Source organism: Streptomyces sp. NPDC016562 (assembly GCF_043076955.1).
Classification (GTDB): Bacteria; Actinomycetota; Actinomycetes; order Streptomycetales; family Streptomycetaceae; genus Streptomyces.
Genome location: NZ_JBIBRZ010000011.1, coordinates 39395 through 63592, shown reverse-complemented (window position 1 = coordinate 63592; position 24198 = coordinate 39395). Strand labels below are relative to the sequence as shown.

General features: G+C 72.1%; 29 protein-coding genes. 8 read left to right on the top strand and 21 right to left on the bottom strand.

Features of this window, described 5'->3' with window-relative positions; genetic code table 11:
• Positions 1-51: 51 nt before the first annotated feature.
• The 3 genes from ACF059_RS31720 (at position 52) to ACF059_RS31710 (ending at position 4127) form a co-directional block, all read left to right on the top strand.
• Positions 52-885 (top strand): class I SAM-dependent methyltransferase, encoded by an 834-nt coding sequence (locus ACF059_RS31720; protein ID WP_361944310.1) that lies wholly within the window; start codon positions 52-54, stop codon positions 883-885.
• Between the two features lie 336 nt (positions 886-1221).
• Positions 1222-2277 carry an NlpC/P60 family protein gene (locus ACF059_RS31715; protein ID WP_361944307.1) on the top strand — a complete coding sequence of 352 codons (1056 nt, stop codon included), beginning with the start codon at positions 1222-1224 and terminating at the stop codon, positions 2275-2277.
• A gap of 476 nt (positions 2278-2753) precedes the next feature.
• On the top strand, positions 2754-4127 hold the full coding sequence (locus ACF059_RS31710) for a PP2C family protein-serine/threonine phosphatase (protein WP_392064098.1): 1374 nt from the start codon (positions 2754-2756) through the stop codon (positions 4125-4127).
• 40 nt (positions 4128-4167) lie between these two features.
• On the opposite strand, the gene ACF059_RS31705 is transcribed toward ACF059_RS31710, so the two are convergent.
• The 3 genes from ACF059_RS31705 to ACF059_RS31695 all read right to left on the bottom strand — a co-directional run bounded on the left by ACF059_RS31705 (position 4168) and on the right by ACF059_RS31695 (position 5655).
• Positions 4168-4503, bottom strand: a complete 336-nt coding sequence (locus ACF059_RS31705) for a DUF2516 family protein (RefSeq protein WP_361945255.1) — start codon at positions 4501-4503, stop codon at positions 4168-4170.
• Between the two features lie 148 nt (positions 4504-4651).
• Positions 4652-5230 carry a hypothetical protein gene (locus ACF059_RS31700; RefSeq protein WP_392064095.1) on the bottom strand — a complete coding sequence of 193 codons (579 nt, stop codon included), beginning with the start codon at positions 5228-5230 and terminating at the stop codon, positions 4652-4654.
• A 23-nt stretch (positions 5231-5253) separates the two neighbouring features.
• A complete protein-coding gene (locus ACF059_RS31695; protein WP_392064092.1) occupies positions 5254-5655 on the bottom strand; it encodes a helix-turn-helix domain-containing protein in 402 nt (133 codons plus the stop codon).
• Between the two features lie 220 nt (positions 5656-5875).
• On the opposite strand from ACF059_RS31695, the gene ACF059_RS31690 reads away from it, so the two are divergent.
• The 3 genes from ACF059_RS31690 to ACF059_RS31680 all read left to right on the top strand — a co-directional run bounded on the left by ACF059_RS31690 (position 5876) and on the right by ACF059_RS31680 (position 8074).
• Positions 5876-6034: a hypothetical protein gene (locus ACF059_RS31690; RefSeq protein ID WP_392064089.1), complete on the top strand. Its 159-nt coding sequence runs from the start codon at positions 5876-5878 to the stop codon at positions 6032-6034.
• Positions 6035-6120: 86 nt separating this feature from the next.
• Positions 6121-6735 carry a DUF6461 domain-containing protein gene (locus ACF059_RS31685; protein WP_392064086.1) on the top strand — a complete coding sequence of 205 codons (615 nt, stop codon included), beginning with the start codon at positions 6121-6123 and terminating at the stop codon, positions 6733-6735.
• Between the two features lie 763 nt (positions 6736-7498).
• Positions 7499-8074, top strand: coding sequence for a hypothetical protein (locus tag ACF059_RS31680; RefSeq protein WP_392064083.1), 576 nt, complete (start codon positions 7499-7501; stop codon positions 8072-8074).
• A gap of 28 nt (positions 8075-8102) precedes the next feature.
• Here the strand turns inward: ACF059_RS31680 and ACF059_RS31675 are convergent, their stop codons facing one another.
• From ACF059_RS31675 to ACF059_RS31655, 5 genes are all read right to left on the bottom strand, one after another.
• Complete coding sequence (locus ACF059_RS31675; protein WP_392064080.1) at positions 8103-8789, bottom strand: hypothetical protein; 687 nt, start codon at positions 8787-8789, stop codon at positions 8103-8105.
• A gap of 166 nt (positions 8790-8955) precedes the next feature.
• Complete coding sequence (locus ACF059_RS31670; protein ID WP_361945270.1) at positions 8956-9303, bottom strand: DoxX family protein; 348 nt, start codon at positions 9301-9303, stop codon at positions 8956-8958.
• Positions 9304-9434: 131 nt separating this feature from the next.
• Positions 9435-10202, bottom strand: coding sequence for a putative protein N(5)-glutamine methyltransferase (locus ACF059_RS31665; protein WP_392064077.1), 768 nt, complete (start codon positions 10200-10202; stop codon positions 9435-9437).
• Between the two features lie 119 nt (positions 10203-10321).
• Entirely contained in the window at positions 10322-11566 is a 1245-nt protein-coding gene (locus ACF059_RS31660) for a GNAT family N-acetyltransferase (RefSeq protein ID WP_392064074.1), read from the bottom strand.
• A gap of 92 nt (positions 11567-11658) precedes the next feature.
• On the bottom strand, positions 11659-12234 hold the full coding sequence (locus ACF059_RS31655; protein ID WP_366868409.1) for an AmfC protein: 576 nt from the start codon (positions 12232-12234) through the stop codon (positions 11659-11661).
• A 136-nt stretch (positions 12235-12370) separates the two neighbouring features.
• Here ACF059_RS31655 and dtd point away from each other — a divergent pair, with 136 nt between their 5' ends.
• Positions 12371-12796, top strand: coding sequence for a D-aminoacyl-tRNA deacylase (gene dtd / locus ACF059_RS31650; RefSeq protein ID WP_392064071.1), 426 nt, complete (start codon positions 12371-12373; stop codon positions 12794-12796).
• Positions 12797-12827: 31 nt separating this feature from the next.
• Here dtd and ACF059_RS31645 read toward each other — a convergent pair whose 3' ends face one another.
• The 13 genes from ACF059_RS31645 to ACF059_RS31585 all read right to left on the bottom strand — a co-directional run bounded on the left by ACF059_RS31645 (position 12828) and on the right by ACF059_RS31585 (position 22978).
• Positions 12828-13796, bottom strand: a complete 969-nt coding sequence (locus ACF059_RS31645) for a YgfZ/GcvT domain-containing protein (RefSeq protein ID WP_392064068.1) — start codon at positions 13794-13796, stop codon at positions 12828-12830.
• Between the two features lie 21 nt (positions 13797-13817).
• Positions 13818-14273 carry a Fur family transcriptional regulator gene (locus ACF059_RS31640; RefSeq protein ID WP_360894273.1) on the bottom strand — a complete coding sequence of 152 codons (456 nt, stop codon included), beginning with the start codon at positions 14271-14273 and terminating at the stop codon, positions 13818-13820.
• A 108-nt stretch (positions 14274-14381) separates the two neighbouring features.
• Positions 14382-14954, bottom strand: a complete 573-nt coding sequence (locus tag ACF059_RS31635; RefSeq protein ID WP_392064065.1) for an FABP family protein — start codon at positions 14952-14954, stop codon at positions 14382-14384.
• Between the two features lie 267 nt (positions 14955-15221).
• Complete coding sequence (locus ACF059_RS31630) at positions 15222-16265, bottom strand: hypothetical protein (RefSeq protein ID WP_392064062.1); 1044 nt, start codon at positions 16263-16265, stop codon at positions 15222-15224.
• The gene (locus tag ACF059_RS31625) at positions 16262-17122 is read right to left on the bottom strand and encodes a hypothetical protein (protein WP_392064059.1); all 861 of its coding nucleotides are present in this window, start codon (positions 17120-17122) and stop codon (positions 16262-16264) included. The genes ACF059_RS31630 and ACF059_RS31625 overlap by 4 nt, the downstream gene beginning before the upstream one ends.
• Entirely contained in the window at positions 17119-17898 is a 780-nt protein-coding gene (locus ACF059_RS31620; protein WP_392064056.1) for a hypothetical protein, read from the bottom strand. Before ACF059_RS31620 ends, ACF059_RS31625 begins: the two co-directional genes overlap by 4 nt.
• Positions 17899-18025: 127 nt before the next feature.
• A complete protein-coding gene (locus ACF059_RS31615; RefSeq protein ID WP_360894288.1) occupies positions 18026-18289 on the bottom strand; it encodes a DUF3099 domain-containing protein in 264 nt (87 codons plus the stop codon).
• A gap of 154 nt (positions 18290-18443) precedes the next feature.
• The gene (locus ACF059_RS31610) at positions 18444-18734 is read right to left on the bottom strand and encodes a DUF1416 domain-containing protein (RefSeq protein WP_030030422.1); all 291 of its coding nucleotides are present in this window, start codon (positions 18732-18734) and stop codon (positions 18444-18446) included.
• A 52-nt stretch (positions 18735-18786) separates the two neighbouring features.
• The gene (locus tag ACF059_RS31605; protein ID WP_360894291.1) at positions 18787-19632 is read right to left on the bottom strand and encodes a sulfurtransferase; all 846 of its coding nucleotides are present in this window, start codon (positions 19630-19632) and stop codon (positions 18787-18789) included.
• A gap of 181 nt (positions 19633-19813) precedes the next feature.
• Positions 19814-19897, bottom strand: a complete 84-nt coding sequence (locus tag ACF059_RS31600) for a putative leader peptide (protein WP_350206375.1) — start codon at positions 19895-19897, stop codon at positions 19814-19816.
• A gap of 161 nt (positions 19898-20058) precedes the next feature.
• A complete protein-coding gene (locus tag ACF059_RS31595) occupies positions 20059-20775 on the bottom strand; it encodes a DUF2993 domain-containing protein (protein WP_392064051.1) in 717 nt (238 codons plus the stop codon).
• Between the two features lie 63 nt (positions 20776-20838).
• Positions 20839-22713, bottom strand: a complete 1875-nt coding sequence (locus tag ACF059_RS31590) for a hypothetical protein (protein ID WP_392064049.1) — start codon at positions 22711-22713, stop codon at positions 20839-20841.
• A gap of 10 nt (positions 22714-22723) precedes the next feature.
• Positions 22724-22978 carry a MoaD/ThiS family protein gene (locus ACF059_RS31585; RefSeq protein ID WP_392064046.1) on the bottom strand — a complete coding sequence of 85 codons (255 nt, stop codon included), beginning with the start codon at positions 22976-22978 and terminating at the stop codon, positions 22724-22726.
• 404 nt (positions 22979-23382) lie between these two features.
• Here ACF059_RS31585 and ACF059_RS31580 point away from each other — a divergent pair, with 404 nt between their 5' ends.
• Positions 23383-24198 carry a response regulator transcription factor gene (locus tag ACF059_RS31580; RefSeq protein WP_392064043.1) on the top strand — a complete coding sequence of 272 codons (816 nt, stop codon included), beginning with the start codon at positions 23383-23385 and terminating at the stop codon, positions 24196-24198.

Genomic DNA, 24198 nt, shown 5'->3' with positions numbered 1-24198 from the left:
GGGCGCAGCCGGGTTTTCCCGCCGTGCGGGCGCTGCGCATACCCTCGGCCCATGACCTCCCGCACCACCCCGCCTCCCGGCCGCGCGCCCGGCCGCGCCGCCGGCCGCCCCGTGGGATCGGTGACGCGCGGGACGACGAATCCGAACCGGCTGCGCCGGATGGACCGCTGGATCGCGGCCGCGCACGGGGCCGCGCTGCGGCGCGCGCAGGCGCCGGTCGCGGTGGACCTCGGCTACGGCGCGGCCCCCTGGACGGCGGTCGAGCTGCTGACGCGGCTGCGCGAGGTGGCCCCGCGGGTCCGGGTGGTGGGCATCGAGATCGAACCGGCGCGGGTCGCCGGGGCGAAGCCGTACGAGCGGGAGGGGCTGAGCTTCCGGCACGGCGGCTTCGAGGTGCCCCTGGACGCGGGGGCGCGCCCCTCGTTGATCCGCGCGGCGAACGTACTGCGCCAGTACGACGAGGAGCAGGTGGCGGAGGTATGGGCGCGGCTGTGCGCGCGGCTGGACCCGGACGGGCTGCTGGTCGAGGGGACCTGCGACGAGATCGGGCGGCGGCACGTGTGGGTGGCGCTGGGCCCGGAGGGGCCGCGCACGGTGACGTTCGCTACCCGGCTGGGCTCCCTGGAGCGTCCCTCGGACCTGGCGGAGCGACTGCCGAAGGCGCTGATCCACCGCAACGTGCCGGGCGAGCCGGTGCACGCGTTCCTGCGGGACTTCGACCGGGCGTGGGCGGCGGCGGCGCCGTACGCCTCGTACGGGGCGCGGCAGCGCTGGATCCGGACGGCGCGGGCCCTGTCCGGCGACTGGCCGCTGGCGGACGGGCCGGGCCGGTGGCGGCAGGGTGAACTGACGGTCCGGTGGGAGGCGTTGCGCCCGCTGGGGTGAAGGGGGCGCGGCGTCCGCCGTGCGGCTAGTGCTGTGGCCGGAAAGGTTTGCCGGGTCGCGGCGTCCGGTGCGGTGCATCGCAAGGCGGAGGACCGCGGCTCGTACTGGACGTACCTGTGCGGTCCGACAACGCGGCGAGGTGCCGTGCCGGGCGCCGCGACGCGGTGAACCTCTCCGGTCACAGCACTAGGGCCTCCGTTGGGCGGACAAGATCGGACAGCCGTCCACAAGGCTGTTGGAATTCATCGAGTCGTGGCACCATCCCGAAGGCAGTGGAAAGTTACTGATGAATAGTCAGATCTGATACGAGATCTGACTCGGGTGCCTGGGGGAACCATGGGGGCCGTAAGGCGACGTCGAGGCGCGAGCTCGTTCGTCCTGCTGTGCGCGCTGGCGGTGCTGACCGCACCGGGTCTTGCGACGGGCACGGCGTTCGCCGCCCCGCCGCCCGAACCGGGCGTCAAGTCCCTGGAGCAGGTACGCAAGGAGATCGAGGACCTCTACCGGCAGGCGGGCACGGCCACCGACGCGTACAACCTCGCCGAGGCGGAGACGAAGACCCAGTCGGACAAGATCGTCGAGATCGCCAAGCAGGTCGCGGCGGGCCAGGAGCGGATCACCACCCTGAAGAGCCGTGCGGGGGCCGCCGCCCGCGCCCAGTACCGCTCGGGCGGACTGCCGCCGGGCGCGCAGCTGGCGCTGAGCGACAGCCCGAGCCAGTTCCTCGACGGGGCGGACCGGCTGCGCCAGGGCGAGAAGGCCACCTCGGACCTGCTCTCCGAACTGAACCGGACGCAGAGCGACTTGCAGCAGTACGCCCAGGAGGCGAGCACGCGCTGGGCGACGCTGGAGGCCAACCGGATCAAGCAGGAGGACTCCAAGAAGCAGGTCGAGCAGAAGATCAAGGCGGCGGAGGAGCTGGAGAGCAAGCTGGAGGCCGAGGAGAAGGCCAAGCTGATCCAGCTGGAGCAGGAAGCCCAGTACCAGGCGCAGAAGGCGTGGCTGTCGACGGGCGCGATGAAGGACGTCAACAACGCGGCCTCGGAAGCCGGGAAGCGCGCCGTGCAGTTCGCGACCGCGCAGATGGGTAAGCCGTACGTGTGGGGCGCCACGGGCCCCGGCTCGTTCGACTGCTCCGGGCTGACCTCCCAGGCCTGGCGGGCGGCGGGCAAGGGCATCCCGCGCACCTCGCAGGAGCAACTGCGCCTGCCGAAGGTCGCGATCAAGGACATGCGCCCCGGCGACCTGATCATCTACTTCGAGGACGCGAGCCACGTCGGGATGTACGTGGGCGACGGCGCGATGGTCCACGCCCCGCGCCCCGGCCGCAACGTCACCCTGGCGGGCGCGGGCTCCATGCCGATCAAGGCGGTGGTCCGCCCCGACGCGTAGCCCCTGCGGGGTTGCTCGGCGTGCGATGCGGGCCCGCCCGCGGGGGTGCGGCTCCGCCCGTGCGGGTCGGCTCCCGCCGGGCGGGTGCGGCTCCAGCCGCGCGGGTGTGGCTCCCGCCGGGCGGGTGCGGCTCCAGCCGCGCGGGTGTGGGGTGATGTACGGGGCGTCGGCGCTGCCGGGGCTCCGCCCCAGACCCCGCGCCTCAAACGCCGGCGGGGCTGGATTGGCGCCGCGAACGGCGACGGGGTGTGACAGCCCGGCGTCGGCAGGCAACCAAGCGGGGGTTCGGTACGTCTCGCTAGGCGGGACGGAACACGGCCCCGTCGTGACGTTTGTCATCCATGAGGCCGATTTTCCCCCGTGATGCCGGCATATGCCGGAGGCCCTCACACCCAGCGGCATTCCGCTGACCCGGCCCGGCCGCTAGGGTCTGGCGGACGAGCGCACCCTCGGGGGGAGGGAAGGAACCGGAGACGATGCCCGCACCCGTACCCCGGCAAAGGGACACCCCGGCCGCGGAGAGCGGTCAGGCCGTTCTGAACGGCGCGGCAGCGCCAGCTGCCGCACCCGCCGCCACCGCCATCGCCACTGCCATCGGCGGCACCCAGGCGACCGCGCAGACGACCGCGCAGACGACCCCGCTGACCCTCCTCGTCATCGAGGACGACCCCGCCGGCGGCCTCACCGTCCCCGAGATCCTCGACACCGACGGCCACCGCATCCGGCTCCGCACCGCCCGCAACCTCACCGAGGCCGAGCGGCTGCTCACGCCCGACGTGCACTGCATCCTCCTCGACCTGGCCCTCCCGGACACCAGCGCCCGTACTCCGGGAGCCGCGGCCAGCGGCATCGGGATGGGCACCGCCACCGCCGTCGACCGGCTGACGGCCCTGCGCCAGGTGCTGCGCATCGCCCCGCACCACGCCGTCCTGGTGCTCACCGGCGAGGACGAGGTCGAGCACGCGGCCGAGGCCGTACGGGTCGGCGCCCAGGACTACCTCTTCCGGGACGAGCTCGACGGCCGGCTGCTGAGCCGCGCCATCCGCTACGCGGTCGAGAGAAAACGGGCGGACATCGCCCAGTACAAACTTGCAGAATCGAAACTGCGCGCCCAGGAGAACGCCCGCCTGGAACGCGGCCTGCTCCCCACCCCCCTACTGGAGGGCTCCGACCTCCGCTTCGCGGCCCGCTACCGCCCCGGCCGCAGCCGCGCCCTCCTCGGCGGCGACTTCTACGACACCGTGCGCACCCCCGACGGCACCGTCCACGCCATGATCGGCGACGTCTGCGGCCACGGCCCCGACGAGGCCGCCCTCGGCGTCGAGCTCCGCATCGCCTGGCGCGCCCTGACCCTGGCCGGCCTGTGCGGTGACGACCTGCTCGCCACGCTGCAAGAGGTACTGGAGGTCGAGCGCCCCGGCGACGAGATCTTCGCCACCCTCTGCACGGTCGACATCGCCCCGGACGGCCGCCGCGCGGGCCTGTGCCTGGCCGGGCATCCCGCCCCGCTGATCTCCAGGCCGGGCCGCCCCGCGCAGCTGCTCCCGTACGAGAACAACGGCCCCGCGCTCGGCCTGCTGCCCAAGGCCCGCTGGCCCCGCCGCCAGGTCGAGCTCGGCGGCAGCTGGAGCCTGATGCTCTACACCGACGGCCTGATCGAGGGCCGGATCGGCGAGGGCAAGGAGCGGCTGGGCCAGGACGGCATGGTGGAGATGATCAACCGGCACCTGGACCGCGGCCTGAGCGGCGAGGCCCTGCTGGAGGCCTCCGTCACCGAGGCGCGGCGCCTCAACGGCGGCGAGCTCACCGACGACGTGGCCCTGGTCCTGCTCTCCCGCGCCGAAGGCTGAGCCGGGCGGCGGGCCGTCCGCAGCGGACGAGGCGGGAGCGCTACCGCCCGCCGTTGTACGGCCCGTACGGCCCGTCGCTGCTGCTGCCACCGCGTCGGCCGCCGCCCGAGACCTGCTTGAGGGCCGGGCGCACGTCGACGAAGAACACGATGGTGGCGACCAGACCGGCGATCTGCAGGAACAGCATCCCCAGGAAGAAGTCCACGAGCACCGTGATGCCGAGGATGACCAGCCAGAACGTCTTGGTCTGCTTCTCGGCGGCCCGGTACGCGTCCTCGCGCGCCAGCAGCGCGAACACGAAGGCCACGACGGCGAGGACCAGCATGGCGAGCCCGAGCATCGGGAGCACGCCTCGATCGAACCCGTCCATCAGCATCGCTTCGACCGCCTTCTCCTGCTCGTGCTTCGCACGTCATCACGTGCCGCCCGACTCCACGCTACCGGCCCGGGCCCCTTCATGAACCACAACGGGCCGGGCGCCTGAAGGGTGCCCGGCCCGTCGTGGTTCATACCGTTGTGCTGCTTCAGCTCGCGTCGTCCGCCGCGGCGGCGGTCTTCTTGGCCGTGCTCTTGCGCGCGGCGGGCTTCTTGGCGGCGGGCTTCTCCTCGGCGGCGGCCGGCTCCGGCTCCGCCTTCGGCTCCGAGACCGGCGCGGCCTCCGGCTCGACGACCACGGCGATGTCGACGATCTCCTCGGAGACCTCGCCCCGCCAGGCCCGTACGGCCTGCTCGCCGTGCTCGGCGACCTTGTCGTACGTCTCCTTGGCGCGCACCGCGTACTCCGCCGCCACGCCGACACCGCGGAGCGCCAGGTCCTGGGCGGTCTCCCCGAGCTTCTTCGCGTCGATCGCGCCGAGCACCTCGGCGACCTTGGCGGTGACCGCCTCCTGCGCCTCCTTGGCCGCTTCCCGGGCCTTGTCCTGCACGACCTTCGGGTCGGTGTTCTTCACGGCCTCGATCCGCGCGGGGGCCTCGGCGCGCAGCTGCTCGATGAGCCCCGGCACCTTCTTGGCCTGCTGCACGGCCAGGTCGGCGGTGCCGGCGGCGAAGTAGAGGGGGGTCGGGTCGGTGAGGGTCTTCTTCAGGTCATCGGCGATGGCCATGTGCTGGTCCTCCCGGATCAACTTCAGTTCGTTTCCGACGGCATCCCGTCGGCGGGCGCGGCGGGCTCGGCGGGCGCATCGAGCGCGTTCTCCTTGCGGAAGGACTCGTAGATCTGGAGCAGCACCTGCTTCTGCCGCTCGTTGATGGACGGGTCGGCGAGGATGACGGCCCGCGTCTCCACCTCGTCCGGATCCCGCTCGTCCAGGATCCCGGCCTGCACGTACAGCGTCTCCGCGGAGATCCGCAGCGCCTTGGCCAGCTGCTGGAGGATGTCCGCGCTCGGCTTGCGCAGCCCGCGCTCGATCTGGCTCAGGTACGGATTCGACACCCCCGCCGCGTCGGCCAGCTGCCGCAGCGAAAGCTGGGCCTGCCGACGCTGCTCACGGAGGTACTCGCCGAGGTTTCCGACGTTGAGCGATGCCATGCTCCGATCCTGCCCGACCTTGCTAACTTTTGCAAGCGCCCCGCTTGCAGCATCTCGCACTCGCACCCGTCCCCCGGCCCCGGCCGGGTGGGCCAGGTGGGTGTCCAGCCTGAACTACGAGCAAGGGCTCGCGAGCCAGCTGCAAACCCGTGGCTCACGCACCGGCTGGAGAGCCGACTTCTCCCGCAACGGCCTACCGAGCGGCGTGACCGTGATGGGCATGTCGATGACGCCTTCCTGGCAGACCCTCCTCAGCGACAGCAGGCACACCGCGGATGTGAACCAGTTCCTGGACGAGTTCTTCCGCCGCCTGCCCCCGACGACCCGCTCCACTCCGGCCGTCACCCCTGCAAGATCACCTGAATGGCCGGCACGGTGATGCGGCGGGTCCGCCGCGACCTGCTGCGACTCCCTGTCAGAACCCGGGCGTCCTCAATGTCAGAGGGGTCATGAAGGATCTCGCGCATGGCTACGACTACTGCTGACTACATGTGGTTCGAAGAACACTTCCCGGACCTCGCCGAGTCCTATTGCGTCACCCTGGTGCATGACGTGCCGCCGAGCGAACTGCTGAGCAGGCTGGGCGGCCAAGCCGAACCCGAGGTCACCGGGATCACCGCACTCGTCCACGCCGCATACGACCTCTGGGGCCCCAGCACCACACGGACGTATTTCGGAATGACGCCTCTCGGCCCCTGGACGCTCATGATCGAGCCCAACGGCTGGCACGGAGTGAATGAGAAGAAGGCCCTCCCCGCATCAGCGGGCACCCGCTGGATCTCCCACTACGACAACGCGAACGCCAACAACGACGGCTCGTTCCTCTGGGCCGAGGACACGGAACTCCAACTCCACTTCGAACTCCGCAACGCCGACCACCGCTCCGGCACGCGCGCCGACGACCTCCTCGACGTCATCCGCAGCCTCGGATTCACCTTCCTCGAGGAGCCCACCGAAACGGAGGACGACCTGGCCGTGCCAGCCGCCTTCGCACTCGCCGAGCACCTCACCGGCATTCGAGTCACCCCGACCCTCCTCCAGGACAGCACCTTCATCTGCGGCACCGCCGAGTTCCGCTGAAAATTGGATGCGCTCAGGTCTCGGACCAGCTCCCGCTGCCAAAGGCGGTGGCCGAAAAACGCTATCCGCCACGGAAGTCCCGGCCTGACGCCCTGGCCGACCGGCTGGCACGAGTGGCTGGTGAACCGTCGCGGCCGCGACTGCAATCACGCCTGGGCGGGCCAAGCCCTGCACATCGCCGGGACGGGCTGCTCGGAACCACTGTCAGCTATCGATCGACGTCGACAGGAACTCCACGCAGTCGCAGCCGGGCCTTCAGGAACTCCATCTCCGACAACGTCCCCACCAGACCTTCGCGGGTCAGTGCCTCGACCAGTTCACGAGCCCGTGACAAGGAGACCGCTGACACCTCCCGGAATACCTTCAAAGCCGGGAGGTTACTGGGGAGCGAGACGGCCAACCGCAGCCTGACATCCCTGTGCGCTGCCAGCAGAGCCTCCCGAACATCCTCGGGCGCTGGTCCGGGACCGGCGTGTTCACACCGGCAGGTGCCACAGGACGCGCAAGAGAACTCCGAGTCCCACCACAACTCATCGTGAAGGACGAACTGGCTCACCTGTCGCACCGCCATGCTGCCGCACTCGCAACGCGATGCGATCTTCGCTGTCTGACCAGTCACCCGCCCCCCTGACGTTCCAGTGTGCGTGAACCCGGTCGGTCGATCCATGTCGGCGGCGCGGCCGGGAAGCGTAGGTTTTCCCCGTGCGCTGCTTGGCGGAACCATTCGTCGTTACAGGTCGGCGCCCGAGTAGGGGAACGGACGATGGAACCGCTGACCTCGGAAACGTGGACGGACGCTCTCAAGCTGTACGAGTGGGTCTGCACGTTCGTCGGCGTCGCTGCGCGCGAGCACGACGAGTGGTGGCTGGACGCCGGGGCGATCATGCGCCTTGAGACGCAGGACCCACGAGGCTGGGAATCCATCGACCCCTACGACGGGGAGGAGGAGCGCCGGGAAGACCCGCTGTTCCCCTGGCTGGACACACCCTCCACGTCCGCGGACGCGGAACGCTGCCGGGCGCTCGTGAGTGAGCTCCCGCGAGCCTCGGTGCCGTCGCTGCTCATCCTGCTCGCAGTCCGACCGCTCTCGGCCCTTTCCCTGCTGCCGGGCGGGGAGGGGTGTGGGTCGGAAAGGGACAGCCGGGCCGAGGTGCTCCTGTCTCGTTTCCCGGAGGGCACCCGCTTCTACACCAACCTCGGCTGGAAGGACGGCCGTTCCGATGTCCGCAGGCCATCCGCTCTGGGTTCCAACCCCTTCAGCGGGTACGACTGGGACGCCGGGCTGATCGCCGTGAACGAGGACGAAGTAGCCGTGTTCTGGAACTTCCAGAACCTCTGAGCCCCGAGAGAGCGTCTGTCGCGAGCACTCACGCGTCGTCGCGGTCCCAGCGTAGGGCGGCGATCGTGGCCGGGACGGCTATCAGCGTCGAGAGGGCCACCGTCGTCGCCACTGCCGTCCAGCCGTCCGCGACGTTGCCCGACAGGAAGCCCGCGGCGAGTGGGACGATCAGCACGCCGGCCCACTTCGCCGGGCCGAAGCCGACGCGCGGTGCGGAGGGGTGGCGGGCGTTGCCGACGGAGGCGGTGAAGGCCAGGGCCGCCAGCCAGACGCCGATCAGGGTGAACCCGGCGGACATGGCGGGGTCCTCGTCCGGGAGCCCGGGGAGCGTCTCGCGGACGCCGTCGTGGCTGACGGCGACCAGGAGGTTCCGCCAGGTCGTGACCTCCACCGGGTCCCCCGGCCGGATGCGCTCCGCGAGCGGGCCGTCCGGGTCGAGGTTCAGGGGCCGGTTGGCCGGGGCCGGGACCGGAGGCCGCAGTTGCACCTGGTACATCACGGCCCGGGCGCTCTTGGCGTACTGGGCGGAGCGGGCCGTCCCCCGGACCGTGCGGAGGCAGTCCGTCGTGGTGCCCGCCACCGGCTCGTCGGGGCAGGGCCGGGCCTCCCGGAAGGCCGTCTCGACCGCGATCTGCTTGGGGACCGCGAGGCCGGGGACCGCGGAGAGCGCCAGCAACGCCAGCCCGAGCACAGCCCAGAGCAGTGGCTCGAGCACTGCGCCCGTACCCGTACCCGTACCGCGTGTCTGCGCTCGCTTCGTCATCCCCGTTGCCCCCCCCGTGCCCCAGTCGGCGGCGCGGCCGCCGTGGAGGATCTGCCCCTGGGCTACGACGCCTGACGGCCGCGCACGGTTCGGGCAGGCCCGCGCAAGATCCGTCGGCTCAGCCGCTGAAGCCGAGCGCCAGGGCGACGACGGCCGGGGCCGCGTACATCACCGGGAAGACGGCGTGCGCGTACGCCTTCGCCCGGAACGTCGTGATCACGGCCCCCGCGAAGTAGAGCGTGATCCCGATCGCGGCGGCGACCCCGACGAGCGGCACGAAGAGGCCGACCACCAGGCCCACAGCCCCGGCCGCCTTGGCGAGTCCGAGGAAGGTCCACCACGAGCGCGGAACCCCGTACTCGGCCAGCGGCCCGACGACGTACGGCGCCTTGGCGAAGACCGAGTAGGACGAGAAACCGACCATGACCGCGCCGGCCAGAGCGAAAACTACAGCGGTGGTGGACATCCGGGCTCCCCTCGGACGGGCGCCGGTGCGATGCTCGCTCCGGTCGGGTTTCCCGTCTCGTTCACTCCTCTGACCCGCCGCTGCCCACCGATGTGACAGCCCCGCCCAGATGAGTTTCCGCGGCTGTCCGCTCAGGCCGTCGCGATGACCACCGTCGCGTACAGCTCCTCCGAGGTGACCACCCGGGTCGCCAGGCCCGCCGCCGTCAGGGCCGCCGCCGTCGACGGGCACTGGCGGGCGCTCGTCTCGATCAGCAGGTGGCCGCCCGGGGCCAGCCAGGGCAGGGCGCCCGCCGCCACCCGGCGGTGGACGTCCAGGCCGTCGTGCCCACCGTCCAGCGAGACCAGCGGCTCGTGGTCCCGCGCCTCCGACGGCATCAGGTCGATTTCCTCCGTCGGCACGTACGGGGCGTTGACCACCAGCACGTCCACCCGGCCCCGCAGGGACGCGGGGAGCGGCGCGTACAGGTCGCCCTCCCACACGCGGCCTCCGTACGGGGCCACGTTGCGCCGCGCGTACGCCAGCGCCGCCGGGTCGATGTCCGCCGCGTGCAGCTCCACCCCGCCCGGGAACCGGGCCGCCACCGCCGCGCCCAGGGCGCCGACTCCGCAGCACAGGTCGAGCACCACCGCGCCGGGCCGGGCCAGCGCCACCGCCTCCTCGACCAGGAACTCGGTGCGCCGGCGGGGCACGAAGGCCCCCTCGCCCACCTCCATGCGCAGATCGCAGAACTCCGCCCAGCCCACGACGTGTTCGAGCGGTTCGCCGCCCACCCGACGGGCCAGCAGCCCGGCCAGATGAGCCTCGTCCCGGGCGGCCCCGCCCAGCAGCGCCGCCTCTTCCTCAGCGAAGACGCAGCCCGCCGCACGCAGGGCCTGCACCAGGGACGTCGAATCCATCGAAGGCGTCAAAAACCTCAGTCCTCGTTCGTGAAAGTGCGTGGCGTCCACGCACAAGCCGTTCATGGCGACGATACGGCCGCCGCATCCGGGCGCCCCCGGCGCCGGGCCCGTCCGCCTCAGAAGACGTCCGGGCACCAGGGGCGGCGCGCGGTACGGAACACCGCGTCCGCCAGCGCGACCGCCCCGGGCCGCTCCTGCGTCACCCGCCCGAGCTCGGCCAGGCGCACCGCCGACGCGTCGCCGAGGTACAGCGAGCCCAGCGCGGACGCGTCCAGCCGCAGGTCCGCCGGCTCCTGCGTCCGTGCGCACGCGCCGCTGCCCGCGTCCAGCCGGTAGCGGCCCGCGGCCGGACCCGCCGGGTCCGTCACCTCCAGGACGAGCACCCCGGGCACCTCGTACGTCCGCGCGCTCAGCGCTCGTACGACGTCCAGCACCCGCACCCACAGGAAGTCCGCCGCGGTGACCACCCGGGCCGCGCGGGGGTCGGGCAGCAGGTGGGGGGCGAGGTCGTCGGGGGCGCGGTAGCCGGTGCGGACCTTGGTGACCCAGTCGATGGAGCACAGGAACTGCCACAGCGCGCGCTGCGCCTGCGGGGTGAGCGCCAGCAAGTCCCTGACCTGCACGGTGTTCTGCGGGATCTTCGCGTCCGTCCAGTGGTCGTCGGCGCTGTAGAGGACGAGTCCGGCCACCTCCCCCGCCGCCGTCCGGTACACGGCGTGGAACTTCTCCGTGTACGGCCGGTACGAGACCGTCTCCAGGCCGGTCATCAGCCGCCACCAGCGCTCGTTCCGGCCCACCATCCCGGGCGTCAGCGCCCGCAGCCGCTCGTGCAGCTCGGGGCCGATCCGCCGCACCTCGGCCGCGTCCACCATCTCGATCCGCCCGCCGTCCGCGGGCACGGACAGCTGAGGGTCCAGTCCGGTGCGCGGTACGTCGATCTCCCATTCCGAGACGGATGCGGCGGGGCCGAAGCCGTACCGCCCGTAGATCCGGTACTCGGCGGCGATCAGCGTCGCCAGTACGTCGCCGCGCTCCCGGGCCGCGGCGAACTCGGCGGCCATCATCCGGGACAGCAGCCCCTGGCGGCGATGGGTGGGCAGCACGCCGACGTTGGAGACCGCGGTGGCCGGGACGGACGCCCCGCCGGGCACGGTCAGCTCCTGCGCGAAGGAGCGGAAGGCGGCCACGCAGCGGCCGGTGCCGGTGTCGAACCCGCCCTGGACGCGGTCGAGATCGTAGTGCTCGGCCAGCTGGGCCACGTCGGACTCGGTCGCTCTGGCGGCGTTCAGAAAACCGGTGTTCACGGTGTGCAGCCAGTCGGGGAGTTCGGATGCGGCGATCGGCCGGACGTCAGCACTCATGACGGGCACGCTAATCGCCCGCCCGGCGCCCGTCGCCCGAATTTCCGCCCGCGCAGCGCCGGTAGTCGCGCTCAGGCCGAGGGCCCGCCCGCTCAGGCCAGCAGGTCGTCCACCTGTGCCTCGCCGTCCCGGTAGCGCCGGGTGATCTCCGCGGTGCAGTCGTCCACCGTGCGCTGGAGCTGCTGCCTGCGCCGCGAGACCTGCTGCTCGTAGTGCACCAGCCGCGCCATCCCCTCGTGCAGCTCGGCGTCCGTGCGGGCGTCCAGGTCCGAGAGCTCCACGTCGGAGAGCATCTCCGAGGCCAGCAGCCGGTACTCCTCGCTGTGCGGGGTGCCGAGCGTGACGTGCCGGGCCGAGGCGCTGCGGCTGGAGGGGGCGTCGGCGAGGATCACCGAGAGCCGGTCCACCACCGGCGTCTCGGGATCGGTCCGCCGGGCCAGCTCGGCGCGCAGGATGTCGATGCGGCCCTGGAGGATTCTGCGGACGTAGCTCAGATCGGCCTCGTCGCGCTGCGCGTCGCGGCGCAGCGCGCGCAGCTCCGGCAGTCCGAGCGCGGCGGTCGGTGTCACCGCCTCAAGGGCTTCGGCCGTGCGCTGCGCGGGCGGTCGTACCGCGGCAGCTGCGACGGAAGCGGGTGATGCAGGTACGGAGGTACCAGAAGTATTCATGCGAACGAGTCCGTCCCCTCGACCGGTGCGGCGCACCCGCACCGCCTGCGTGCATCGTGCCACTCTCCGTGGCCCCGATGCAGTCCCAGTCCACCCGATCGGCCCCGGACGGATGCAAGCCTGGTACACAGGTGGTATGCGAGCAGTGGTGCAGAGGGTGGACGGCGCGGCCGTCGTCGTCGGCGGCGAGACCGTGGGCGAGATCGTCGGCGAGGGACTGTGCGTCCTGGTGGGGGTGACCCACGACGACACACCGGAGAAGGCGGCGCTGCTGGCGCGCAAGCTCTGGTCGGTGCGGATCCTGGAGGGCGAGAAGTCCTGCAGCGACGTGAACGCCCCGCTGCTGGTGATCTCCCAGTTCACGCTGTACGGGGACGCCCGCAAGGGCCGGCGCCCCACGTGGAACGCGGCGGCGCCCGGCCCGGTGGCCGAGCCGCTGGTGGACGAGGTCGTGGCGCAGCTGCGCGAGCTGGGCGCGACGGTGGAGACGGGCCGGTTCGGCGCGGAGATGCGGGTCTCCCTGACCAACCACGGCCCGTTCACCATCGTCATCGACATCTAGACGTCTCAAGACGTCCCACCGCTGGCGCCGGCTAGGGCGCTACGACGACCTCCTGTGCCGCGGCCGTCTTGCCCGCCAGCAGCGGGGCGTCGACCGGGACGTTCCGCTTGACCAGCGCGAGGGCGATCGGGCCCAGCTCGTGGTGGCGGACGGCGGTGGTCACGAAGCCCAGCTGGCGGCCCTCCTCGCCGTCGGCGGCGAGCCGGACCGGGGCGCCGTGCGCCGGGAGGACCACCTCCGAGCCGTCCAGGTGCAGGAAGACCAGGCGGCGCGGGGGCTTGCCCAGGTTGTGGACGCGGGCCACCGTCTCCTGGCCGCGGTAGCAGCCCTTCTGGAGGTGCACGGCGGTGCCGATCCAGCCCAGCTCGTGCGGGATGGTCCGGTGGTCGGTCTCCAGGCCGAGCCGCGGCCGGTGCGCCTCCACGCGCAGGGCCTCGTAGGCGAGGAGGCCCGCGGCCGGGCCGTGCGAGGCGGCGAAGGCCTCCAGCTCGGCGCGGGGCAGGAAGACCTCACGGCCGTGCGCGGTCTCGCGTACGACGAGCTCCTTGGCGACCTCGGCGATGGAGCCGGCCGGCAGGTGCACGAGCGCGAACTCCGCGGTGCGGTCGGCGACTTCGACGCGGTAGAAGAACTTCATGGCCTCCAGGTAGGCGATCAGCTCGCCCTGGGTGCCGGGCTCCACGTGCGCCCACGTGGTCTCGCCGTCGTCGACGAGGTAGAGCGCGTGCTCGATGTGGCCGTTGGCGGAGAGGATCAGCGCCTCGGTGGCCTGACCGGCGGGCAGCTCGGTGACGTGCTGGGTGATCAGCAGGTGCAGCCAGCTCAGCCGATCCGGTCCGGAGACGGTGACGACTCCGCGGTGCGAGAGGTCGACGAAGCCGCGCCCGTCCGCGAGGGCGCGCTGTTCGCCGTACAGCTCGCCGTAGTGGGCGGCGACGCCCTCGTCGCGGCCTTCGGCCTGCACGGCGCCGGGGAGATGGAGCAAGGGGCTGCTGGTCATGGGACCAAGCGTACGACTCGGCTACGCCGTGCCGTCACGGTGCTTCGCGGAGCACCCGGCGCACCGGCCGAAGATCGCGAAGTGCTTCATGTCGGTCTCGAAGCCGAAGGTGGCCCGCAGCTTCGCCGTGAACTCGGCGGCGATGTCCACGTCCGCCTCGATGACGTCCTCGCAGTCGCGGCACACCAGGTGGATGTGGTGGTGGCGGTCGGCGAGGTGGTAGGTGGGGGCCCCGTGCCCGAGGTGGGCGTGCGAGACCAGCTTGAGCTCCTCCAAGAGCTCCAGGGTGCGGTAGACCGTGGAGATGTTGACCCCGGAGGCCGTCTTGCGCACCTGCGCGAGGATCTCGTCCGGGGTGGCGTGCTCCAGTGCGTCGACCGCCTCCAGCACAAGCTGGCGCTGCGGTGTCAGCCGGTAGCCGCGCTGCCGCAGGTCGGTCTTCCAGTCGGTGCCTTCGGTGCTCTCGGTGCTCACCACCCGGCCAGTCTAAGCGCGGGAAGGGGACCTCGGGCGGCCTGCCCGTGATCCCCTTCGTACACAGCCTGTGGACGGCTCGGCCCGTGGACCGCTCGGCCCGTGGACGGCTCAGCGGAAGAAGGCGATGCCGTCGTCCGGCATGTCCGGGAGGTTGCGCGCCATCTCGGCGACCTCCTCGGGCGTGACGACCTTCTTGAGCTGCGCCGACATGTACGGACGGAGCTCGACGTCCGGGGTGGCCTTCTCGCCGACCCACATGAGGTCGCTCTTCACGTAGCCGTAGAGCCGCTTGCCGCCGCTGTACGGGCCGGAGGCCGCCGTACGGGCGACCGCGTCCGTGACCAGGTCGATCTGCGGCTTCTGGTCGGCGAGCTCGCCATACCAGACCTCGACGACGCCCTGGTCGCGGACCATGACGATCTCGACCTTGCGGTCCTTGTCGATGCGCCAGTAACCCGACTCGGACTCCAGCGGCCGCACCTTGTTGCCCTCGGTGTCGAGGACCCAGGTGTGGGAGGTGTAGTGCAGGAAGTCCCGGCCGTCGTGGCTGAAGACGACCTCCTGGCCGAAGTTGCACTTCTCCTCGCCCGGGAAGTCGAAGACGCCCGCACCCTCCCAGTTGCCGAGGAGGAAGGCGAGGGGGACGAGGCCCGGGTTCAGGTCGGACGGGATCTGGATCATGAATGGCTGCTCAGGCTCTGTGGGAGGGGTTCCGGGGCGGTCTGCTGGGCCGAGGCTCAGCGCTGACCCTGGTACAGCTTCTTGACGGCCAGGCCGGTGAAGGCCATCACGCCGACGCAGACCAGGACCAGCAGGGAGGTGAAGACTGCCTCAAGCACGGGGTGCTCCTCGGAATCGTTGGGGGGCTGTACGGGGCCGGTTCCCAAGCCTACTGGCCCGGGAACCGGCGCACGGTGTGAGGTGGGCCGTACGGCGCCCGCCCGGTGATCAGCTCAGCAGCTGGCTCTGCAGGATCACCGTCTGGTGGAAGGGGACGGGTGCCACCTCGCCCTTGCGGGTCTGGAGGACCACGCCCAGCACGTCACCCGTCCGGAGGCAGCCGACCTTGGTCTGCTCCTCGCCGGTGACGGGCTTCATCTCCTGGTACACGCTGAGGTCGGTGCCGTCGAAGTTGGCGGCCCCGGGGAAGTCCAGCGTGGTGCTGTTCATCTGGGTGTTCTTGGCCGTGCTCCAGACGTCGTCCAGGTCCAGGGCCGAGACGCCGTTCAGCTGGGCGTTGGTGTCGCAGCCCTTGAAGGCGTCCACGAAGCCCGAGGAGTGGAAGCGCAGCAGGTAGACGTGCGTGCGCGTGCCGTCCGGCGTCGTCCAGCCCCGGCCGGCGATCTGCCGCAGCCCGTCCCATTCGAGGGAGGTCTTGAGCTTCTCGCGGGCTTCGGGCGCGTACTCCTCCAGGAAGGAGTCGACCGGCACCGTCCCGTCCTTGTCGGCCTTGACCGCGTCGTCGGCCTTGGCGCCCCGGGGAGCGGGCAGCAGCAGGCCGGAGAGCTGCCCGTAGTGCGTCCCGTCCTTGTTGTCCGGGCCCTGGGGCAGCGGGGCGCCGGCGGGCAGCGCGGGCCGGGAGAGCTCCGGGAACGCCCAGCGGCCGTCGCCCTCGGTGGACAGGCCGGGGACGTCGGTGCGCTCCGGCACCGTGATCCCGTACGCGACGCCGGCGCCGACCACGGCGAAGACGGCGACGGCGGCGGTCCAGCGCAGGGCGGCGCGCAGGGCCCGCCGGTCCTTGGGCGGGGCCGCCGCCTCGACGACGGGGGCGGGGGCGGCTGCGGCTGCGGCCTCGGGCTCCGCTTCGGGCGCCGGCTCCGCGTCGGGCGCGGCTGCCGCCGCGGCCTCGGGTGCCGCTTCGGCCTCAGGCTCCGCGTGCGGCGCCGGTGCCGCTGCGGCCTCGGCCTGCGGCGCCGGCGCGGTCACCGCTTCGGGCTCGGTCTCGGCCTTGGCCTTGGCCTCGGGGGTGGTGGTGTTCTGCTCGCTCACGCGGACTCCCCGGGGGACTTGAGGTGGTCGAGTTGCTGCTTGAACAGGCTCGCGGCGTCCTTCACCGCGAATCCCTTGCTCCCGTACATGCGGAAGGTCACGAGGACGTCCCCCTCGACGGCCACGCAGTCGAGGGCGTCGATCTTCTCCTTGCCTTCCTTCCCGCCCTTGAGGGTGTCGTCCAGCCCGCACTTGGCCTGCGGGTGGCCCTCCACCTGGGGGGCCTCGCCGCCGGCGGCGGTGAGCTCGATGAGCTTCTTGGCGAACTCGGCGAACGTGGCGAGCTGCTGCGGATCGGCCTGGATGAGCCGGATCTCGGCGACCGCGGCGCCGGAGCCCTCGCCGCGGCCGTAGCTGCGCCCGGCCATGCCCTTGAGCTTCAGGTCCGCCAGCGACTTGTCCCGTTCGGCCCGCTCACTGCTGGAGAGGCCCGTACGGGCGCCGGTGAAGCTCTGCAGCGCCTTGTCGCTCGGGAGGTAGTAGTGGTTGCCCTCGGCGTCGAGGTCGGGACCGGGCCAGTAGCCGACGGGCATCGGCATCAGCTTGCCCGTCAGCTCGTTGGGCGGCACGGACGGGACCGGGGCCGGCGTGCCGCCGGTGGTGTGGTCCTCGGCCACCCAGTACCGCGTCGGCGCACTCCGGTCGGCGTCGGCGAGCGCGGCCGCGCCGGCGACACCGCCGCCCACGAGGACGACGACGCCCACGGCCGCCGAGACCAGCGCGAGCGTCCTGCGGTTCCTCTTGCGCACGGGCTCGGCCGCGGGCGCGGGCTCGACCGCCACCGCGGGCGCGGGCTCGACCGCGGGCACGGGCTCGGCCGTCGCCTCCGGCCCGGTTGCGTTCTGCTGCTCGGTCACAGCCGCTCCATCTGTCGCTGGGCCAGCTCGACCAGGGCCTTCTCGTCGACTTCGCCGCGGTTGTTCGTGTACTCGATGCTCATGACGATGTCGCCGCGCCGCACCACGGCGCGGCCCTGCCGCACCGGGTGGTAACCGGCCTTCTCCTGCGCCTTGGAGTCGATCCACAGGTGCCCGAAGTCCGCCGGCGCGCCCGGGAGGTCCTTGCCCGTGTTGCCCGCGTGGTCCTTCTGGGGCATGTACTGGACGATCTCCGTGTAGAAGTCGTCGGCACCCCCGCGGTCGCGGAACTGGAGCAGGTGGATCTCGATGTAGTTCCGGTCGTTCTCCGACCACCGGGCGGTGGCGAGGCACTTGGCCTCCCTGATGAGCGAGCCGACCGCCTGGGAGGGCTCAAGGAAGTACTCCGCCGAGAACGCGTCCGTGGACACGGGACCCGAGAAGCTGTCCTGCGCACCGCCGGGGAGGTCCAGCAGCTTCTTGGCCAGGTCCTCGTCCGCCTTGTGCCAGCGGGCGGCGTTGATCGAGCGCCGGCTCGTCGCGTCGTTCACCGCAGCCGGCTTGGGCCCGGCCATCTTCTGCTGGGCCAGCGGCGGCAGCGCGGTCGGCTCGCGGTGGTACTGGACCGCGTAACCGGTGACGGTCCCGGCGAGCACGCCGAGTACGGCCATCCCCGCGATCAGGAGCGTCGTACGTCCCCGACGGCGGCGCGGCGCTTCGGCCGGTGAGGTCTCCTCCTCTTTCCGCTGGTCGGAGATGGTCTGTTCGTGTTCCAAAGGAGAGTCCCCCCGCAGGACTGGAGAGCGCGGATCGTGTACCCGCGCGTACCCATGACCCGCCTCGGGGGGCAGCAGTTGTATGAATGCTTATTACATTCTTATCTCGCGGAGTCTGCGCGGGGTTTCAGTCCTCGCGCCGCCGCTTTCCGTCCAGTTCGTCCCACCACTCGTCGGACTTCGGATCGCCCGAGGGGTCGTCCCACCAGCGGTCGTCCGGCCCGCGCCGGTTCGCGACGATCGCGGCGACCGGCGGGATGACCATGGCGACCACGCACAGGGCCACCGCCGCCTCCACCGACAGCAGGCGCACGAAGGACCAGGCGGAGACGAAGAGGAAGAGGCATCCGCCCATGAGGAGGAAGTAGACGCGTCGTCGCCGGGCGTACATACCCCCAGCGTAGAACCGCGGGCGGACGGCGCGAAGGGCCGCACCCCGATCCAGTGGCGTCCAACCCCCGGGGGTGCGGCCCTTCGGCCGATCAATCAGGCGATCACGCGGCCGGCGCCGCGTGCGGCGCCGCCTGCGGTTCGCGCGCGGTGTCTCAGACCGCGATCGCCACGTCCGTCACGCCGCCGGCCTCGGCGACCACGACGGCACGGTCCGCCTGGGCGCCCGGGACCAGCGCCCGCAGCGTCCAGGAGCCCGTGGCGGCGTAGAAGCGGAACTGGCCGGTCGCCGAGGTCGGGACCTCGGCCGTGAACTCGCCGGTCGAGTCCAGCAGCCGCACGTAACCGCTGACGGGCTCGCCGTCCTTGGTCACCTGGCCCTGGATCGCGGTCTCACCGGGCTTGAGGGTCGCGAGGTCGGGCCCGCCGATCTGTGCTCCACACATGTCTCTGTCCTGTCCTAGAGAGGTCGTCCTACGGGGCGTCGCGTGCCCGGAGTTACTTGTTGGGGCCGAGCTCGATCGGCACGCCGACGAGCGAGCCGTACTCGGTCCACGAGCCGTCGTAGTTCTTGACGTTCTCCTGGCCCAGGAGCTCGTGCAGCACGAACCACGTGAGCGCGGAGCGCTCACCGATGCGGCAGTAGGCGATGGTGTCCTTCGCCAGGTCCACCTGCTCGGCCTGGTAGAGGGCGGTGAGCTCCTCGTCCGACTTGAAGGTGCCGTCGTCGTTGGCGTTCTTCGACCACGGGATGTTGCGGGCGCTCGGCACGTGGCCGGGGCGCTGCGACTGCTCCTGCGGGAGGTGCGCCGGGGCGAGCAGCTTGCCGGAGAACTCGTCGGGCGACCGCACGTCGACCAGGTTCAGGGAGCCGATCGCGGCCACGACGTCGTCGCGGAAGGCGCGGATGGAGGTGTCCTGCGGCTTGGCCTTGTACTGGGTGGCCGGGCGGTTGGGGACCTCGGTGCCGTCGACCAGGTCGCGGGAGTCGAGCTCCCACTTCTTGCGGCCGCCGTCGAGGAGCTTGACGTCCTGGTGGCCGTAGAGCTTGAAGTACCAGTAGGCGTAGGACGCGAACCAGTTGTTGTTGCCGCCGTAGAGGACGACGGTGTCGTCGTTGGAGATGCCCTTGGCGGAGAGGAGCTTCTCGAAGCCCTCCTGGTCCACGAAGTCGCGGCGGACCGGGTCCTGGAGGTCGCTCTTCCAGTCGATCCGGACGGCGTTGGTGATGTGGTTCTTGTCGTAGGCGGACGTGTCCTCGTCCACCTCGACGATGACGACGTTCGCGTCGTTCAGGTGGGCCTCGACCCAGTCGGCGTCTACGAGGACGTCGCTGCGGCTCATGGTGTCTCCTCCGGGGCAGTGTGCGGCGGGGCGGTGCTGGTGGTGCTGCGGTGCTGCGTGCCCATGGGCGCGGCTCAAGATCCTGAACGGGGAGGCGTCAGGGACTCAGGAGGCGGGTGGGATCACGCGGGAAGGGCCGTGGGGCCGTCGTCCGGGCTGATGGAGCGGATACGCTCGCAGGTCACATGGATCGACAGAGCATGGCGGCGACGCGACACAGGTCTACTGCCCGTCGCTTCGTGAGGTCCGCCTGCTGATGCTTCATAGCCATGGATCGTAGGGACGAATCAGCCGCCCTGTCACCGGTGTGTCATATTCCGAGACAGGATCGTCCGCATACTGGGATACGAGTGCCCCTGGCGGCCGCCGCGCCGCCCCTGGGACCCGTGGTGCGGCCCGCCCATCTGCGGATCGGACCGCACCGTCTCACGATCCGGCCACCGTCACGTTCGAGCCGCCCAGAGTGAGGTGCACGCCGGTCTCGTCCGAGGTCAGGGTGGAGAGCTGGAGTCCGGCCGGCATACCGCCGTCCAGACTGCGGTCGAAGTCGGTCTTCCTGCGGATCAGCTTCTCGACCCCGGGGATGCCCTCGCCGGGCACCTCGTCGGCCCGCACCCGCACGAGCTTGCCGCCCTTTCCGTCCTGCGCGTCCACGAGGGTGATGGTGGACACCACGTGGCGCGTCAGGGTCTTGCCGAGGACGTCCACCGCCGCGGTGACCCGCACCTTGCCCGGCGCCCCGCCGTAGGAGAGGGTCGCGCCGGTCTGCGAGGCCGCGGTCAGGTCCGCGTACGTGATGAGGCCGGTGCCCTCGGCCCGCCGGGCGGTGCCGCCGCCGTAGTCCCCGTTCAGCTTCACGTCGTGGAAGCTCGCGTCGAGCTCCGAGAGCCGCGTCTTTCGGCCGTCCGCCATGACGTCGACGCCGCGGAGCTTCAGGTCGACGCGTTCCAGGTCGTGGCTGAGCGCCTGCGTCAGGAAGGGGAAACCGCGGATCTCCACCTCGGAGCTGCCGCCCAGGCCCTGCCTGGCCTGGATCCGGTCGGCCAGCCGGCCCTCGACGTAGGTGACCGCCACGCGGTCCAGGCCGACGAACACGGCCCCCAGCACCACTCCGATGATCACAACGATGCGCAGAGCACGCACGTGCCCTCCCCCAGCTAGTCGGTACGTGCGTTCTAGTTGACCATGCCCCTCGTCGGGCAGGGATCAGCCCACCACCCGGCCGATCAGGTACACGGCGGGAGCGGCGGCCGCGAGCGGCAGGGCCACACCGGCCGTCATGTGCACGAACTTTGACGGATAGTCATACGCGGCCACCCGCAGCCCGATCAGCGCGCACACCCCGGCCACGAGGCCGAGCAGGGCCCCGCCCACGCCGACGGACGTCAGCCCGCCGACCGCGATGCCCGCACCGGCGGCCGCGGCCAGCGAGACGCCGACCGAGGGGAGGGTGGGCAGCGGCAGCGCGCGGGCGAAGACGGCGACCGCGACGGCGGCCGCGCCGACCGTGACGGCGGCCAGGTCCGCCGCCAGGTAGCCCGCGCAGACGATGGCGAGGGCGGCCGAGGCCACCGAGGCCATCAGGCCGTACATGCGCTCGTCGGGGTCCGCGTGGCTGCGCAGCTGGAGGACGAGGGTGAGCAGCACCCAGGCGCCGAGGGTGCCGACGATCGCGCCGGGGCCGTACGCGTCGTCCACGGCGAGCACGGCCGCGTCGGCGACCAGCGCCCCGGCGAAGGCGAGGGCGATGCCCTGGCGGGCCGGCCACATGCCGTTGAGGCGGAACCAGCCGGCCGCGGTGAGCGCCTGGAGGACGATCAGCGGGACGAGCAGGGCGAACGGCCCGAGTGCGGCGGCCACGGCGAGCAGCAGCCCGAGGCCGGCGGTCAGTATGGCCGCCTGCGGTCCGGGGTCGATGATCGGCGACCGGCCCTCGGCGCGGGCCTGGGCCGGATCGACGGCGCGCAGGGTGTTGCCGGCGAGGGTGGGCGGGGACCACTCGGCCGCCGCCGCGCCCGGCGCTCCGGCCCCTGCCGCTGCAACGGCCGTTTCCGGGGCCTCCGCGGCTTCCGGGGCGGGGCCGGCCGCCTGGGGCGGGAGGTACGCGGTCTGTTCGGCCGCCGCCTCCGGCCGGTAGGGCGGCAGGTAGGCGGTCTCTTCGGCCGGAGCGGACGCCGGGGCCGCGGCCGGGACCTCGTCCCGGAACCAGCCCTCGGGCACGGCGCTCTGCTGCTGCGCGGGGCCGGGGTACGGCGGCAGGTAGGCGGTCTCCTCCGCGGAGGCGGAGGCGGAGGCCGAGGCGGCGACGGGCGCCTGAGGCTGCGCCGGGGCGGCCGAGTGGCGGCCGCGCGAGGGCGCCGGGGTCTGCTGCTCGAAGGCGGGCACCGGCGGAAGGTAGGCGGTCTCCTCGGCCGGGGCCGAGTGCTGCGCCGGACCGGGGTACGGGGGCAGGTACGCCGTCTCGGCGGCCGCGGCGGGCATGCCCGCACCCTGCGACCAGTCCTGGGCCGCGGCCGGAGCCGGGACCTCGTCGCGGAACCAGCCCTCGGGCACGGCAGGCTCCCGGCCCTCGGCCGGGGCCGCCGCGTGGCGGCCGGAGGACGACGCCGCGGCTTGCTGCTGAGGCTCGGGGCCGGGGTACGGGGGCAGGTAGGCCGTCTCCGCGGCCGCGGCGGGCATCCCCGCACCCTGTGACCAGTCCTGGGCGGGACCCGGCGCCGGGGCGGGAGCCGGGGCCGGCTGCTGGTTCTCGTCGCGGAACCAGCCCTCCGGGGCCATGGCCTGCTGCTGCGCCGCAGCCGGGCCGCCCGGCCAGGGCGCACCCGCACCGCCATCCACGGCCGCGGGCGCGGAGGCCTCGTCGCGGAACCAGCCCTCGGGCGCCGCCGGCTGGCCCGGCACCGCGCCCAGCGGCGGGTGCACCGGCTGGTGGCTGGTGTCCCAGGTGTCGGACTGCCAGGTCTGGGTCCCGTACGGATCCTGCTGCTGGTGCTGGTGTGGCTGCTGTGGCTGCTGCTGGTGCTGGTGCTGCTCTCGATACTGCTGCTGCGCGTACCGCTGCTGTTCCTCAGGCGTGCTCATCGGCTCCCGCTCACCCGCCCGCGAACGGCGGGAGCACCTCGACGGTGCCCCCCTCGCTCAGCAGGACGGAATCATGCGGGCGCTTGCCCACAGGCTCGTCGTTGACCAGGAAGGAGCAGCGCAGCAGCACCCGGGTCAGCTCCCCGGGGTGACGCTCGCGCACGGCGTCGAGCGCCTCGGCCAGCGTGCGCGCCGCGTACGGCTCCTCCGCCGTCTTGGCCGCGGCCTTGGCCGCCCCCCAGTAGCGGATGGTTCCCGTTGCCACTGCTGCTCCCCTCGTCGGCTCTCTACCGTCGGCCTCCATGATGGCCCCTCCCGGCGCCCGCCCGGGCGAGTGATCCGGTGAAACCGGGGCATACGCGGGCTGCGGGCGTGGCACGAACCACAGAAGTGGAAGCCGCAGAAGCCTCGGCCCGGAAAGGAAGGGTGGGCTATTCTGCTGGCGAGAGGATCCGGGCAACGTTGCCCCCGGGTCCTTTTGTGCTTTCAGCACGTTGAACGAACCGAGAACAGTGGTATCCATGCGGACCCCAGGGCGCGGGGACCGCACAGGGCGCCAGAGAACCGTACGAAGCAGTACCACGCACGTCCTCGACGGGACCGAGGAGGAACCGACGTGATGGACCAGCGAACCGTGCACCACCGTCCGACCCGGGCAGGTGGTCGGTCGTGAGCTCTCTCCTGCTGCTCACCAACGCGCTGCAGCCCTCGACCGAGGTGCTGCCCGCCCTCGGTCTGCTGCTGCACAACGTCCGGGTGGCCCCGGCCGAGGGCCCGGCCCTCGTGGACACCCCGGGCGCCGACGTCATCCTCGTCGACGGCCGCCGCGACCTGCCGCAGGTGCGCTCGCTGTGCCAGCTCCTGCGCTCCACCGGGCCCGGCTGCCCCCTGATCCTGGTCGTCACCGAGGGCGGCCTCGCGGCCGTCACCGCCGACTGGGGCATCGACGACGTACTCCTGGACACCGCCGGACCGGCCGAAGTGGAGGCGCGGCTGCGCCTGGCCACCGGCCGCCAGCAGCTCGGCTCGGACGACTCCCCGATGGAGATCCGCAACGGCGATCTGTCGGTGGACGAGGCGACGTACTCCGCCAAGCTCAAGGGGCGGGTGCTGGACCTCACCTTCAAGGAGTTCGAGCTGCTCAAGTACCTCGCGCAGCACCCGGGCCGGGTCTTCACCCGCGCCCAGCTCCTCCAGGAGGTCTGGGGCTACGACTACTTCGGCGGCACCCGGACGGTCGACGTCCACGTACGGCGGCTGCGCGCCAAGCTCGGCCCCGAGCACGAGTCGCTGATCGGCACGGTCCGCAACGTCGGCTACCGCTTCGTGACCCCGGAGAAGGTCGAGCGGGCGGCGGCGGAGGCCGCGGCCCAGGCGGCCCAGAAGGCCGCCGCCCAGGCGGCCGCGCAGGCCACCACCGCCGTCACCCGGTCGGCCGAAGATCCTGTGAGCATCCACTCCCCCGTACGCCCTGCCCAGAGGTAG

Bases quoted from the DNA above. Each gene is read 5' to 3' on its own strand.
- ACF059_RS31720 (WP_361944310.1), top strand. From the start codon at position 52: ATGACCTCCCGCACCACCCCGCCTCCCGGCCGCGCGCCCGGCCGCGCC.
- ACF059_RS31715 (WP_361944307.1), top strand. From the start codon at position 1,222: ATGGGGGCCGTAAGGCGACGTCGAGGCGCGAGCTCGTTCGTCCTGCTG.
- ACF059_RS31710 (WP_392064098.1), top strand. From the start codon at position 2,754: ATGCCCGCACCCGTACCCCGGCAAAGGGACACCCCGGCCGCGGAGAGC.
- ACF059_RS31705 (WP_361945255.1), bottom strand. From the start codon at position 4,503: ATGCTGATGGACGGGTTCGATCGAGGCGTGCTCCCGATGCTCGGGCTC.
- ACF059_RS31700 (WP_392064095.1), bottom strand. From the start codon at position 5,230: ATGGCCATCGCCGATGACCTGAAGAAGACCCTCACCGACCCGACCCCC.
- ACF059_RS31695 (WP_392064092.1), bottom strand. From the start codon at position 5,655: ATGGCATCGCTCAACGTCGGAAACCTCGGCGAGTACCTCCGTGAGCAG.
- ACF059_RS31690 (WP_392064089.1), top strand. From the start codon at position 5,876: ATGTCGATGACGCCTTCCTGGCAGACCCTCCTCAGCGACAGCAGGCAC.
- ACF059_RS31685 (WP_392064086.1), top strand. From the start codon at position 6,121: ATGGCTACGACTACTGCTGACTACATGTGGTTCGAAGAACACTTCCCG.
- ACF059_RS31680 (WP_392064083.1), top strand. From the start codon at position 7,499: ATGGAACCGCTGACCTCGGAAACGTGGACGGACGCTCTCAAGCTGTAC.
- ACF059_RS31670 (WP_361945270.1), bottom strand. From the start codon at position 9,303: ATGTCCACCACCGCTGTAGTTTTCGCTCTGGCCGGCGCGGTCATGGTC.
- ACF059_RS31665 (WP_392064077.1), bottom strand. From the start codon at position 10,202: ATGGATTCGACGTCCCTGGTGCAGGCCCTGCGTGCGGCGGGCTGCGTC.
- ACF059_RS31660 (WP_392064074.1), bottom strand. From the start codon at position 11,566: ATGAGTGCTGACGTCCGGCCGATCGCCGCATCCGAACTCCCCGACTGG.
- ACF059_RS31655 (WP_366868409.1), bottom strand. From the start codon at position 12,234: ATGAATACTTCTGGTACCTCCGTACCTGCATCACCCGCTTCCGTCGCA.
- dtd (WP_392064071.1), top strand. From the start codon at position 12,371: ATGCGAGCAGTGGTGCAGAGGGTGGACGGCGCGGCCGTCGTCGTCGGC.
- ACF059_RS31645 (WP_392064068.1), bottom strand. From the start codon at position 13,796: ATGACCAGCAGCCCCTTGCTCCATCTCCCCGGCGCCGTGCAGGCCGAA.
- ACF059_RS31635 (WP_392064065.1), bottom strand. From the start codon at position 14,954: ATGATCCAGATCCCGTCCGACCTGAACCCGGGCCTCGTCCCCCTCGCC.
- ACF059_RS31615 (WP_360894288.1), bottom strand. From the start codon at position 18,289: ATGTACGCCCGGCGACGACGCGTCTACTTCCTCCTCATGGGCGGATGC.
- ACF059_RS31610 (WP_030030422.1), bottom strand. From the start codon at position 18,734: ATGTGTGGAGCACAGATCGGCGGGCCCGACCTCGCGACCCTCAAGCCC.
- ACF059_RS31605 (WP_360894291.1), bottom strand. From the start codon at position 19,632: ATGAGCCGCAGCGACGTCCTCGTAGACGCCGACTGGGTCGAGGCCCAC.
- ACF059_RS31600 (WP_350206375.1), bottom strand. From the start codon at position 19,897: ATGAAGCATCAGCAGGCGGACCTCACGAAGCGACGGGCAGTAGACCTG.
- ACF059_RS31590 (WP_392064049.1), bottom strand. From the start codon at position 22,713: ATGAGCACGCCTGAGGAACAGCAGCGGTACGCGCAGCAGCAGTATCGA.